At 40.4% G+C, this 12,596-nt stretch carries 14 protein-coding genes and 2 tRNA genes; 7 read left to right on the top strand and 9 right to left on the bottom strand.

Features of this window, described 5'->3' with window-relative positions:
- The 8 genes from QW060_RS21400 to sucC form a co-directional block, all read right to left on the bottom strand.
- The coding region (locus QW060_RS21400; protein ID WP_290365106.1) for a hypothetical protein at positions 1 to 695 on the bottom strand (695 nt) is incomplete at its 3' end.
- A gap of 346 nt (positions 696 to 1,041) precedes the next feature.
- Entirely contained in the window at positions 1,042 to 1,296 is a 255-nt protein-coding gene (locus QW060_RS21395) for a hypothetical protein (protein WP_290365105.1), read from the bottom strand.
- Positions 1,297 to 1,302: 6 nt separating this feature from the next.
- On the bottom strand, positions 1,303 to 2,841 hold the full coding sequence (locus tag QW060_RS21390) for a T9SS type A sorting domain-containing protein (protein WP_290362283.1): 1,539 nt from the start codon (positions 2,839 to 2,841) through the stop codon (positions 1,303 to 1,305).
- A gap of 210 nt (positions 2,842 to 3,051) precedes the next feature.
- Positions 3,052 to 3,795 carry a dienelactone hydrolase family protein gene (locus QW060_RS21385; RefSeq protein ID WP_290362282.1) on the bottom strand — a complete coding sequence of 248 codons (744 nt, stop codon included), beginning with the start codon at positions 3,793 to 3,795 and terminating at the stop codon, positions 3,052 to 3,054.
- 126 nt (positions 3,796 to 3,921) lie between these two features.
- On the bottom strand, positions 3,922 to 4,866 hold the full coding sequence (locus QW060_RS21380) for an aldo/keto reductase (RefSeq protein ID WP_290362281.1): 945 nt from the start codon (positions 4,864 to 4,866) through the stop codon (positions 3,922 to 3,924).
- 34 nt (positions 4,867 to 4,900) lie between these two features.
- Positions 4,901 to 6,031 (bottom strand): MFS transporter, encoded by a 1,131-nt coding sequence (locus QW060_RS21375; RefSeq protein ID WP_290364679.1) that lies wholly within the window; start codon positions 6,029 to 6,031, stop codon positions 4,901 to 4,903.
- A gap of 124 nt (positions 6,032 to 6,155) precedes the next feature.
- Positions 6,156 to 6,299, bottom strand: coding sequence for a hypothetical protein (locus tag QW060_RS21370; protein WP_290362280.1), 144 nt, complete (start codon positions 6,297 to 6,299; stop codon positions 6,156 to 6,158).
- A gap of 217 nt (positions 6,300 to 6,516) precedes the next feature.
- Positions 6,517 to 7,710, bottom strand: coding sequence for an ADP-forming succinate--CoA ligase subunit beta (sucC, locus tag QW060_RS21365; RefSeq protein ID WP_290362279.1), 1,194 nt, complete (start codon positions 7,708 to 7,710; stop codon positions 6,517 to 6,519).
- An 86-nt stretch (positions 7,711 to 7,796) separates the two neighbouring features.
- Here sucC and QW060_RS21360 point away from each other — a divergent pair, with 86 nt between their 5' ends.
- From QW060_RS21360 to QW060_RS21330, 7 genes are all read left to right on the top strand, one after another.
- Positions 7,797 to 7,934, top strand: coding sequence for a hypothetical protein (locus QW060_RS21360; RefSeq protein WP_290362278.1), 138 nt, complete (start codon positions 7,797 to 7,799; stop codon positions 7,932 to 7,934).
- A 38-nt stretch (positions 7,935 to 7,972) separates the two neighbouring features.
- Positions 7,973 to 9,178: a diaminopimelate decarboxylase gene (gene lysA / locus QW060_RS21355; RefSeq protein WP_290362277.1), complete on the top strand. Its 1,206-nt coding sequence runs from the start codon at positions 7,973 to 7,975 to the stop codon at positions 9,176 to 9,178.
- Positions 9,179 to 9,263: 85 nt separating this feature from the next.
- Positions 9,264 to 10,682: an alkaline phosphatase gene (locus QW060_RS21350; protein ID WP_290362276.1), complete on the top strand. Its 1,419-nt coding sequence runs from the start codon at positions 9,264 to 9,266 to the stop codon at positions 10,680 to 10,682.
- A gap of 167 nt (positions 10,683 to 10,849) precedes the next feature.
- Positions 10,850 to 10,937: transfer RNA gene (locus QW060_RS21345), tRNA-Ser, on the top strand.
- An 11-nt stretch (positions 10,938 to 10,948) separates the two neighbouring features.
- A tRNA-Tyr gene (locus tag QW060_RS21340) sits at positions 10,949 to 11,029 on the top strand.
- Positions 11,030 to 11,110: 81 nt separating this feature from the next.
- Positions 11,111 to 12,028, top strand: coding sequence for an ABC transporter ATP-binding protein (locus QW060_RS21335; protein ID WP_290362275.1), 918 nt, complete (start codon positions 11,111 to 11,113; stop codon positions 12,026 to 12,028).
- Entirely contained in the window at positions 12,021 to 12,449 is a 429-nt protein-coding gene (locus QW060_RS21330; RefSeq protein WP_290365104.1) for an ABC transporter permease, read from the top strand. Before QW060_RS21335 ends, QW060_RS21330 begins: the two co-directional genes overlap by 8 nt.
- On the opposite strand, the gene QW060_RS21325 is transcribed toward QW060_RS21330, so the two are convergent.
- The coding region (locus QW060_RS21325) for a DNA topoisomerase (protein WP_290365103.1) at positions 12,343 to 12,596 on the bottom strand (254 nt) is incomplete at its 5' end. The genes QW060_RS21330 and QW060_RS21325 overlap by 107 nt on opposite strands.

Genomic DNA, 12,596 nt, shown 5'->3' with positions numbered 1-12,596 from the left:
TTGCCCGGATCCATACCCGGTAAAAGAGCACTACTGTACTTGAGATAAATGGAGCGCTCCAGATCCTGCGCAGTGCACGTAAATCGGTAGCGTTCGTTTTGCGGCTCTAAGGTGTAGGGAATCGGTACCAGGTCAAAGTTGAGCGGATCATCTGTAAAATCCTGTCCTGAAGCTTCTATAAGTTGGGCTCCAAAATTGTAATAGGAATAGCGGTTGGGTTCATACTCAAACAAGGTGCTGCCCCCTGTAGGGTATTTGATTCGCAAAGAGGTAAAATTTGATGAAAATTCATACCGGTAAGTCTTTGTAGCATCTGTATTGTTAAAAATAACCTGGTTGTTGGTCAGACTTATGTTGTGAATGATCTGGTTAAATGTATTTTTTACCTGAATGCCTGTGTATTGGCGATAACGGTTGATTCCCGGGTTCAGATTCATTTGCAGATGGACAGATCCGACCCGTATGATTTCTATTTCACTAAGGTATTTCTGGTCAAATGTAAAGGTTTTTCCAGACTGTGTTATCGTATCCGCATACGAACCGTAATGGTATTGCAGCAGTATATTTCCGTAACGGTCTTTTACCTGACTGATCAAAAAAGATTTTTTGTACGGATGGTATTTACTCTGCATCTGGAAGTAAAAATTATTATTATCGGAAAAAAATAAGCCCGATTGCTGCTGTTCTGAAAACACATATACAAAACCGTTTTTGTCGGTAATTTCAAAAGAATGTACCGAAAACTGATAATTATAGCTCGCATTAAGGTCCTGAAAAGTAAAATCAGCGGTGATGTCTGCATAATCAGAGGTGTATATTTTTCGGATCTGTAGGGTTCCGTTTACGTATTCAAAATAAAACTTGCCACTCAGTCCAAAAGCGTCAAAACTGTATATGTTCGGATATTCACGAGTAGGACGTTCTGAAGGATCGTTATACGGATTGGGAGCATTGAAATAGAGTTCGTCGTCAATGGCTCTTTTTTGAGTATCTAAAATGCTTTTATTGATGGCAGGGATGATGTTTAAATCCCAACCCGGATTAAAAAAGCTTTTTAAAACTGTATATATTGCTCATGCCCATCACGGTAGAGCTGTAATTGAGTTGGGTATTGAGCCGTAAATCTGCATTTGCCGTTTCCAGATCAAACAGCGGAATGCTGATGTTCTGGCTTCCGGTGATCATAGAGGTCTGGTATTCGGACGAATAGTTAGAGGATGGCAATACGATTTCCTGAGCAAAAAACGGCGAAGGTAGTACCAGCAGCAATAAAATGAGTAAGTAGTTCTGTTTCATATTGTTTTATTTTTTAATGACTTTAACCGAACGATTGATGACGTTGGTTTTGATGTTGATGATGTAAACTCCCTGAGGATAGGCGCTCAGATCTACTGCAATCATATCGTATTGCAAAGGCGCCGTATGCAGTACTTTGCCACTCAGATCTGATAAAATCATCTGCCCTTCTTCGTATTCATGGTTGATCACCACATTGGTAAACCCTTCAGTTGGGTTCGGAAAGGCTTCGATCTGTATCTCCGGAGTTTTGTTTTTTTCTTTGGTGTTGAGCTTTACAATCCAGTAGTCGTTTCTGCCCTGATAGCCCTTTTTAAGCGCAGAGGTTTTCCCCGTGGAGTTTCCAGCAAAGACATAACCGCCATCGCGCGTGATGATCGCTTTACGCAGCAGATCGTCTCCGTCTGTAGAGAGTTCTTTTTCCCATATCTTTTCGCCTTGGGCATTGATATGGATCGAAACATAGCTCTTTTTATGGGTTTTGGGATGTATCGTATAACCCGAAAGCAACAGGTTTTGATCACTGTCTAATAGTACGGAGGTCAGTACATCATCGCCTTTAAAGTCATAGGTTTTCTGGTCTGTCGGCTGCATTTTCGCATCGAGTTGTACCGTCCAGAAATCGTTTTGTGTTTCTGCCGATACAGTTTTAGTACCGCTGCTTTCGGAACTGCTCGTTCCTGCCAGAAGATACCCGTTTTCTACAGGCAGCAGATCGGTCAGAAAATCGTCTGCCGTTCCGCCATAGCTGTGTTGCTGCAACAGGTTGCCGTTGTGATCCAAAGTCAACAGCCAGATGTCATAACCACCGTTGGTGTCCACGGCTTTGTTGGCGCCGATCGGGGAGTTGGATTGTGCACCGATGATAAAACCGTCTTTTGTCGGTACTATGGTTTTGACTTCATCGTTATAGATACCACCAAAGGTTTTTTCCCAAAGCAGCTTGCCTTTTTTGTCTAATCGCAGTATCCATAAATCAAGTCCGCCAAGGTGCTGCTGGCTTTTTTCTCCGGATACCGGGGAGTTGGTGTTGGCTCCGATGATATAACCACCGTCTGACAGGCGTTTGATCGTCACCAGTCGGTCATCTCCCGAGCCTCCCAGGGTCTTTTGCCATTCTTCTGCTCCGGCTGCATTAATCTTTATGAGCCACAGGTCGTTTTTACCACGGGAAGCTTCTGTTTTATGGCCGTCTTTTGGGGAGTTGGAAGTACCGCCAAGCAGGTAACCCGCATCTCCCGTAGGAATCAGGCATTGCAACAGGTCCATACCCGAAGCACCAAAGCTTTTTTGCCATTCTTCTTCTCCGTCTTTGTCCATCTTCCAGAGCCAGTAGTCCAGATTGCCCTGGCCATCGCTGGTTTTAGAGCCTGTTTTGTCCGAAAAGGAACTCCCCGCTAAGAGAAAACCATAATCTACGGTAGGCACCATATCAAATAAATACTCGGAGTGTTTGCCGCCAAGGGTTTTTTCCCATACGACTTTTTGCGCATGAGCAGAGAGCAGCGCAAAGCCTGTAAACAGGCATAGCAGTGTTTTTTTCATCGTGTTTCGTAAAAAACTAAGGCAGCGGTAGAAGGAAACTGCCTTTACGTTAATATTTTGTAAAAATGATTAATTTATATTAAAAAACAAAATATAAAACACTATTTTTTTAAATTGTTACAGCATTGTAACGGCTTTTTATGACAAAAACGCAAGGTTTTAAAGGCGTGGAAGGAGATAAAAAAAAACCGTTACTGAGTAACGGTTTTTTTATTTTAGAATTTCTTCGAGAAACAGCAGGGTATGCTTCCACGCTCTTTGCGACATCAACTTATTATAATCTGCCGAAGCAGGATTGGTAAAGGTATGTTTGCTGTTGGCATAGTATATCATTTGCCAGTCGGCTTTAGAATGGTTGACTTCCTGAGTAAAATTACGAATGTCCGTTTCCGATACCGAAGCATCATCAGCTCCGTGCAGTACCAGAATACGCGTACTGAATTTTTCATCCGGTCGCGTGCCTTTCGCAAGCCCTCCATGTATCGAAACCACTCCCTGAACCGGCAATTGGGCACGCGCAGCTTCAAGCGCTCCTGTTCCACCGAAACAATAACCGATTACTGCCAGACGGTCTGTCTGCGCACCTGCTTTTTTCAATTGTTCCAATGCCAGTGCAATACGGTGTTGATATGCCTTAAAATCCGTTTTGTAGTGCGTGGCTATTTTAGAAGCCTGCTCACTGTTTTGAGGTACGTTGCCTTCTCCGTAAATATCTGCGATAAAAGCGATATATCCCTGTTTTTCCAAATCGGAAGCTGCCTGTCTGGCTTCATCATCTGCTCCCATCCATGCGGGAAGAATGAGTACTCCGGGTTTTGCCATTCCCTTATTGGCGGTAACCCAGCCATTGAGCTGCTGAGAACCGTCTGTATAGACTACTTTTTGTAACGATTGTGCGTGCATTGCTGAATTCATAAATAGGGATGCTATAAGTATTAAAAAATTTATTTTCATATTTTTTAAGGTATTTAAGACGAAAAATAAGCCGTTTTTCTGATTTATTAAGATACAAAAAAAATTTAAAGCTGCTTTTTTTTGTTTACCAAATACAAGAGACAGCCAGTGGCTGCCTCTGTCAGATTACTTACTTGCGCGATCTAAAAGCGAAAGATCTTCGGCATCAAGAGTGAGTAAAGGAGCTTCAAATAGTGCCGCGAGTTGCTGTTTATTTGTAGCACTTACAATAGGAGCGGTTACAAGCGGCTGTGCCAGCAACCACGCCAAAGATACCGTTGCCGGATTGCTCATATGTTTGGCGGCAACCCGATCTAATGCTGCCAGTACGGCTCTGCCTTTTTCATTTAAATACTGCTGAGCTCCTGCTCCTCTCGGACTTTTGCCAAAATCATCTTCCGAGCGGTATTTTCCGGTTAAAAAACCAGAGGCCAGTGACCAGTATGTAAACACACTGAGTCCGTATTGTTCTGCAAGCGCAGCATACTGCGTTTCAAATTTTGTACGTTCTACCAGATTGTAATGCGGCTGTAGTGCCTGATATTTTGGAAGTCCGTATTGTTCTGCCGCCTCAAATGATGCTATCAGGCGCTGCGGAGCAACATTGGAAGCCGCAATATAGCGTACTTTACCAGCCTTGATGATTTGATCATAGGCTTCAAGAGTTTCCTCTACCGGCGTTTTTTCATCATCAAAATGCGTATAATACAAATCGATATGATCCGTTTTTAAACGCTGCAGCGATTCGTCAACGGATTTTAAAATATGCTTTTTACTGATATCAAATCCGTGTTCTTTGGTTTCAGATCCTACTTTGGTCGCCAAAACAATTTCATGGCGGTTGTTACGCGCTTTGAGCCAGTTGCCGATTATTTCTTCCGACTGTCCTCCTTTTCCGTTTACCCACCAGGAATATGTATCTGCCGTATCAATAAAATTGTATCCGGCTGCAGTAAAGGCGTCCAGTATATCAAAAGATTGCTTTTCATCAAGGGTCCACCCAAAGACGTTTCCTCCAAAATTCAAAGGAGCAACTTCAAGCTCAGTTGTACCTATTTTCTTTTTTTTCATGATTTGTTGGTTTTATAGTTGTTGTTTTATTCTATTATATCCTTTTTCGGGTTGACAGCCAATGTATAAGCAAAATGCAGACGGAGAAAAATATTCCGGCAATGCACACGCCTGTCCATCTGAAATGCTCCCAGAATATACCGCCTACAAATGTTCCGAATGAGCCACCGATGAAATAAAACACCATATATACGGTATTGATTCTGTTTCTGGCAGAAGGATTTCCTTCAAAAATAACAGTCTGATTGGTAATATGAACAGACTGTATTCCTAAATCGAGAAACAGAGCTCCGATGATGAGTCCGATAAGGCTGCTGTGTGCAAAACCGATGAGTACCCAGGACAGCATGATGACTGCAATACTTCCGATGATGATTTTATTTTTATCCATACGGTCGCTGAGTTTCCCAACTACAGTAGCCATCAAAGCCCCGGCAATACCCACCAACCCGAAAGAACCCGCCACATCGCTTCCGAGATTAAAGGCAGGAGACTCTAATAAGAACACCAGAGTAGTCCAGAAAACGCTGAAACTCGCAAAATCAAATGCACCGCGCAGACTTGCCCATCTCAGTGACGGACGGGTTCTGAACTGTTCTACAATAGATCGGATGAGCTGGTTATAGGTTCCTTTGAAATCCGGTTTTATTTCGGGTAAAAATGCCAGCAGTAATAATGCGAGCAGTAGCATGATTGCCGCAGCTGCCCAATACATGGTCTGCCAGCTGAAATGAGCCCCTACAAGACCGCTTACAGTACGGGATCCCAGAATACCGATAAACATTCCGGTCATCACTGTGCCTATAGCCGCTCCGCGTTTTTCATCGGAGGCAAGTTGCGCTGCCATAGGTACCATAATCTGTGGAACCACAGAAGTAAGTCCCACAAAAAAACTTGCGATTTTGAGTTGCAATGGAGAAGTAGCTGAAGCTACCGCTAATAACGCTGCTATGATGAAAACAAAGTCAATAAGGATCATCTTTTTTCTGCGCAGCATATCTCCCAATGGCACAATTAGAAATAAACCTACAGCATATCCGATTTGTGTAAGCATGGGAATGCTGCTGATTTCCATTTCAGATACCTGAAGTGAACGCGCCATAATACCCAGTAAAGGCTGATTGTAATAATTATTGGCCACAACGAGTCCCGTTGTCAAAGCCATCAAAAAAAGTAATTTTTTGTTTAATTCCTGTGTTTGCAATGTAGTTGATTTATCGTTAAAAAAATGTCGTTACCTATCTGTTTAAAATAGGTATTATCGTGAATCTTTTTTCTAAACGATGCCTCTATTGGTAATGAAATAATCCGAAGAAAAATAACTGCCAGTGATCGATTCCGTAAAACGAATGTACAGTAAGGCTTTGCTGTACGGCAATAGTGTACAAAACAGCAGCAGCTGACAAAATACCCGGATATGCGGAATGGTTCATAGTAAGTATCAGGACAAATGAATAGTAAATTTACAGCTTATGCATTAAAACACCCTGAGGTTATTACGTTATTTTTTTGCTAAAATTAATGAGCAGTGTGCAGTAAGAGCTGTAAAACACTCTGTTTCTTGGTATAAAAGAAAACCTATATCCATAAAAAAACCTGAACGTTTCCGCCCAGGTTTTAATTATATATAAATAAGATTAAATACGATACTTATGACAAGGCAGCTTTTACCTGATCAGCAGCTTCCTGGAATTGAACAGCTGACAATATAGGCATACCTGATGCATCGATTAATTCTTTTGCAATTTCTGCATTGGTTCCCTGTAAACGAACAATGATAGGCACTTTAATTTCATCACCCATATTTTTGTACGCATCAACGATTCCCTGAGCAACACGGTCACAACGAACGATTCCTCCGAAAATATTGATTAGAATCGCTTTTACGTTTGGATCTTTTAAGATGATACGGAAAGCCGTTTCTACACGTTTTGCATCTGCTGTACCTCCTACGTCAAGGAAGTTCGCAGGCTCAAAACCAGCATACTTAATCAAATCCATAGTAGCCATTGCCAATCCGGCACCGTTTACCATACATCCTACCGTTCCGTCTAAATCTACATAGTTTAGACCTACTGCTTTTGCTTCTACTTCAATCGGATTTTCTTCAGAGATATCTCTCATTTCAAGATAATCTGCATGACGGTATAAGGCATTCTCATCTAAAGTTACTTTTGCATCTACTGCAATGATTTTATCATCAGATGTTTTTAATACCGGGTTGATTTCAAACATTGAAGAATCTGATCCAACATACGCTTTGTATAATGCATCTACAAATTTCACCATTTCTTTAAAAGCATTTCCTGACAATCCTAAGTTGAAAGCAATTGCTCTTGCCTGGAAACCTTGTAACCCTACAGCAGGATCTATTTCTTCTGTAAAGATAAGATGAGGCGTTTTTTCTGCTACTTCTTCAATGTCCATACCTCCTTCAGTAGAATACATGATCATGTTTCTACCTTTTGAACGGTCTAATAATACAGACATATAAAATTCTGAAGTTTCACTGTCACCAGGATAATATACATCTTCAGCAACTAAAACTTTATGAACTCTTTTTCCCTGAGGAGGAGTCTGAGGGGTAATCAAATCCATACCGATGATTTGTCCTGCAATTTCTTTTACCTGATCTAAGTTTTTAGCCAACTTAACACCTCCACCTTTACCTCTTCCACCTGCGTGAATCTGAGCTTTGATCACATGCCAGCCGGTTCCGGTTTCTTCAGTTAATTTTTTTGCAGCTTCTACAGCTTCATCGGCAGTATTAGCCACATGACCGCGTTGAATACGTACGCCATAGCTCGCTAATATTTGTTTACCTTGATATTCGTGTAAATTCATGATGTTTATCTTTTGCTTTTAAATATAGTCACACAAAAATAGAAAAATGTTTTTAAATAACTAACAAAAAAAGTATTTACCCGCTTTTGAACCGTTTTGCTCTCACTGCCACTATTATTTATCAGGATGCGTTCTCAACAGGAAACCATGATTTCTTTTTTTTCAATAAAATGGAAATTAATTACTCAAAAATCAAGAATCGTTTCGATATTTTACTGAAATAATGATAACTTTACCTCTTAATTTTCTTTTTAACAAAAAAATGGAACAGACTATTTTATTACAGATTTCCGAACAATACGGTTGTCCGACCTATGTGTATGACGGAAATAAAATTGAAGCACAATTTGCGAAACTGTCAAATGCTTTTTCAGGAGTCAAACAGCTTAAGATTAATTATGCGGTGAAGGCTTTGTCTAATATTTCTATTTTAAAGTTACTGAAGAAGAAGGGAAGCGGCCTGGACACCGTTTCCATACAAGAAGTATTACTGGGACTGGAAGCCGGTTTTGAACCTTCGGAAATTATGTACACCCCTAACGGTGTTTCTATGGAAGAAATTGAAGAAGCTGCACGTCTTGGTGTACATATTAATATTGACAATTTATCCATTCTGGAACAATTCGGAGCAAAACATCCGAATACACCCGTGTGTATCCGCATTAATCCGCATGTAATGGCAGGCGGAAACAGTAATATTTCAGTGGGACATATCGACAGTAAATTCGGTATTTCAATTCACCAGACCCCACACATTCTGCGCATTATTGAAAACACAAAAATGCATGTAAACGGTATTCACATGCACACGGGCTCAGATATTCTGGATATCGAAGTGTTTTTATATGCTTCAGAAATCCTTTTTGAGACTGCAAAACAATTCAAAAACCTTGATTTTATTGATTTCGGAAGCGGTTTTAAAGTACCGTATAAAGCTGGTGACCTTGAAACGGATATCGATGAACTCGGTGAAAAACTCACCGTAAGATTCAATGCTTTTTGTGAAGAGTACGGAAAAGATCTGACACTGGTTTTTGAACCCGGAAAGTTTTTGGTCAGTGAAGCCGGTTATTTTCTGACTAAGGTAAATGTTGTCAAACAAACTACCTCAACGGTATTTGCACAGATCGATTCAGGATTTAACCACCTGATCCGCCCTATGCTCTACAATTCCTATCACCATATCATCAACCTTTCCAACAGCAGCGGTAAAGAACGGTTTTACTCTGTTGTGGGCTATATCTGCGAAACGGATACCTTTGCCAATAACCGTAAAATTGCCGAAATCAAAGAAGGTGATATTTTATGTTTTAAAAATGCGGGAGCCTATTGCTTCTCCATGGCTTCTAATTATAATTCCAGATACAAGCCCGCTGAAGTTCTGGTGTACAATAATGAAACGCATCTGATCCGAAAACGCGAAACGTTTAAAGACATTCTGCATAACCAAAAAATAGTGGAAGTATAATTCCACTATTTTTTTAACAATGAGTTAATTTTGAAAAAAGAGAATTTTCGGATCATAACCCGTAAGTTTGATAAATTTTATTGGAATGGACAGACGTAAATTTTTTAGAGCGGGTACCTTGGCCACTATCGGAGGTGCTCTGATACATCCTTTGAATGGTATTGCAGCTCCTTTAACTTCTACAGAGGAGTTTAAGGGTAAAAAAGCCAAAAACATTATCATGATGGTGAGTGATGGTATGAGCAGCGGTACGCTCAATTTAGCGAACCTCTACAGTGACCGTATTCTCGGAAAAACTTCTAACTGGCTGCAGTTATATCTTGACAATAGTGTCTCAAGAGGACTTATGGATATGGCTTCTGCCTCCTCTATAGTAACTGATTCTTCTGCTGCGAGCTCTTCATGGGGTGGCGGTCACCGTGTAAAAAACGGTTCTATTAATATAGGAGAAAACGGAGAGGAATATATGCCGATATGGCAAAAATTTAAAAAAGCAGGCAAGAAAGCCGGATGTGTTACTACGGTCCCTATTACACATGCGACTCCAGCTGGATTTACAGTAAGCCTGAAAAGCAGAAACGATCAGGCAAAAATTGCAGAAGAGTATCTGCGTATCGGATATGATGTATTACTCGGAGGCGGCAATCAGTACTTTGATGCATCGCTTCGCAAAGACGGAGCAGATATGTACGGAAAATTTGCGCAAAAAGGATACCGTATCGCCAAGACGAAAAAGGAATTATTACAACAAAAAGACAATAAGCCTTTATTGGGTGTTTTTTATGATGATGCGCTACCGTATGCTATTGACCGCAAAAACGATGCAGTTTTATCAGAAACAATTCCTACACTGGCAGAAATGACCGCTGTAGCTATTGAACAAATGAAAAAACATCCGCAGGGTTTTGTTTTACAGGTAGAATCCGGAAAGGTAGACTGGGCCGCTCATGCCAATGATGTAGCCGGACTGATTCACGAACAGCTGCAGTTTGACGACGCTATCAAAACGGCTATCGAATTTGCCAAGCAAGATAAAGAAACGCTCGTTATCATTACTACAGACCACGGAAATGCCAATCCGGGACTTATTTATGGCAAATATGCCAATGATCATTTTGACAGTTTGGCTCACTATTCGCAAACCAACGAGAAGCTCCTGAATGCCTTCAGCAGCCAAACTTCTGAAAAGGAGGTTATAGATTATATTAAAGCCAGTATCGGAATCACTATTGATGCTGTTGAAGCCCAAAAGATACAATCGTATTACAGCAGTATAGAAAAAGAGGAAAACGGGTTGTATAATTATAAAAAACTGCCTTACCATACATTTGCAGAGATTCAGAAAAAATATAATTCTATCGGATGGATCTCTATGGATCACTCTGCCGATTATGTGGAAATAGCCATGTACGGTCCGGGACAGGAGATGCATAAACCCTTTATAAAAAATACCGATCTGCACTATTTTATGCTTCAGGCAGCCGAAGTGGAAAATAAATTTTAATTTTTTTTTATTTTTTTTAAGACTTTAAATAATTGTTCTAAAACAAGTTATAAAATCAACGGTAAAATATTAGCATACGATTTAAAAAAAGTATTTGCAGATACGGAAAAACGTTCTATATTTGCACTCGCAATACGGAAGTAAACACAACGATTGCGAGACCAATTGGAGAAATGGCAGAGTGGTCGAATGCGGCAGTCTTGAAAACTGTTGACTGTAACAGGTCCGGGGGTTCGAATCCCTCTTTCTCCGCCACCGCACGGTAAGGGAAGATACTCAAGCGGCCAACGAGGACGGACTGTAAATCCGTTGGGAAACCTTCGCAGGTTCGAATCCTGCTCTTCCCACAAAAGCAATCTGAAAAGATTGCTTTTTTTTGCTCTATTTTTAAATGTGCCTATTTTTTCCTATTTTTAGGCAAAAACATTATGTCAGAGTACATTATCAGAACCAATAATCTTAATTTTCAATTCAACAGGCAAAGAAAGATTATTGAAAACCTTTCCCTAAACGTACCCAAAGGCAGTATATACGGCTTTTTAGGTCCCAATGGTGCCGGAAAATCCACTACCATGCGCCTCATCACAGGACTTATCAATGAACAGCAGCCATCTATTGAGTTGTTTGGAAAACCGCTGCACCAGCAATTGCCTTCTGTTTTTTCCAAAATAGGTTCTATTATTGAAACCCCTACCCTTTACCTACACCTGTCCGGAGCAGATAATCTGAGAATCATAGCGGCCATTCAAAAAATCGATGAAGCTAAAATTCAGGAAATTCTGGAATTAGTAGATCTCAAAAAATTTCAGAAGCAAAAAGCAAAGCAATATTCGCTGGGTATGAAACAGCGTCTGGCGATTGGAATGGCACTGCTTAACGAACCTGAATTGCTGATTCTGGATGAACCGGTAAATGGTCTGGATCCGCAAGGAATTGTTGAGATTCGGGAATTGCTGAAGCGTATTAATACAACCAAAGGCATAACTATTTTTATTTCCAGTCATTTGCTCGCAGAAGTAGAAAAAACCTGTACACATGTTGGTATTATTCATCAGGGTAAACTTCGTTTTGAAGGTGCCATACAGGAACTTTCAAGCGTCAATTCGCAAATACTTTTACACATTTCGGTAAAAGATGCGTCAGCCTACTTATCAGTCGTTTCGCAGCTGTATCCACAAGTACGTATGGCAGATGCTAAAACGCTGGAAATAGCGTTGAACAACACTGAAGAAATTCCACTATTGGTGAAGAATTTTACAGAAAACAACATCCCCATTTACGCGTTGATCAAAAAAGGAGGTCTTGAAGACTGGTTTATGAATATAACACAAAAGACAAATGAATAGAATATCTAATTTTTTTAATGCGTATCGCACAGAAGGTATTAAGTTAAAGAATACGAATATTCTTACCACTGCCTTAATCTTATCTGTCTTTTTGCCTTTGATTTTGTTTATTACAGGTATTTTTTCAGAAGACGTGTACCAAACTACTGCAAAAGAAGTCAATATTGTAACGGAAAATTTTTCGAATCTGAAAAAATCTTTTATACAGTTTTTTTACTGTATCATTATGATCCTTTCTGCCAGCAGAATCTCTCAGATAGAATTCAAAAACAATACCTGGCAACTGATTGAAACACAGCCTTTATACAAAACCTCTATCTATTTTGAAATGCCCCTGCATCGGCTTCGTTATTTTCGATTTTTTGCAAAGCCAATTCCCATTCGGCGGTCATTGCCACATCCGCAATTTTACGATCTTTGACCAATTCGTACACCTGCAATCCCTTTTCGGTAGGGATTAGGGATTTTTTTTCTCGTTGGATATAGTTGCGGGTAAACAGGGTTTCTATTATTGCGGATCTGGTAGCCGGAGTACCAATACCGATGTTTTGTAAAACCTTGCGTTCAT

It is taken from the genome of Paenimyroides ceti (genome assembly GCF_030409925.1).
Note: the sequence above shows the minus strand (reverse complement) of the source record. Positions and strands in the feature narration are given on the sequence as shown.

Excerpts from the sequence above, each read along its gene's own strand:
- QW060_RS21385 (WP_290362282.1), bottom strand. The coding sequence starts at position 3,795 with ATGAAAATAAATTTTTTAATACTTATAGCATCCCTATTTATGAATTCA.
- QW060_RS21395 (WP_290365105.1), bottom strand. The coding sequence starts at position 1,296 with ATGAAACAGAACTACTTACTCATTTTATTGCTGCTGGTACTACCTTCG.
- QW060_RS21380 (WP_290362281.1), bottom strand. The coding sequence starts at position 4,866 with ATGAAAAAAAAGAAAATAGGTACAACTGAGCTTGAAGTTGCTCCTTTG.
- QW060_RS21330 (WP_290365104.1), top strand. The coding sequence starts at position 12,021 with ATGAATAGAATATCTAATTTTTTTAATGCGTATCGCACAGAAGGTATT.
- QW060_RS21350 (WP_290362276.1), top strand. The coding sequence starts at position 9,264 with ATGGACAGACGTAAATTTTTTAGAGCGGGTACCTTGGCCACTATCGGA.
- QW060_RS21390 (WP_290362283.1), bottom strand. The coding sequence starts at position 2,841 with ATGAAAAAAACACTGCTATGCCTGTTTACAGGCTTTGCGCTGCTCTCT.
- QW060_RS21370 (WP_290362280.1), bottom strand. The coding sequence starts at position 6,299 with ATGAACCATTCCGCATATCCGGGTATTTTGTCAGCTGCTGCTGTTTTG.
- lysA (WP_290362277.1), top strand. The coding sequence starts at position 7,973 with ATGGAACAGACTATTTTATTACAGATTTCCGAACAATACGGTTGTCCG.
- sucC (WP_290362279.1), bottom strand. The coding sequence starts at position 7,710 with ATGAATTTACACGAATATCAAGGTAAACAAATATTAGCGAGCTATGGC.
- QW060_RS21375 (WP_290364679.1), bottom strand. The coding sequence starts at position 6,031 with ATGGCTTTGACAACGGGACTCGTTGTGGCCAATAATTATTACAATCAG.
- QW060_RS21335 (WP_290362275.1), top strand. The coding sequence starts at position 11,111 with ATGTCAGAGTACATTATCAGAACCAATAATCTTAATTTTCAATTCAAC.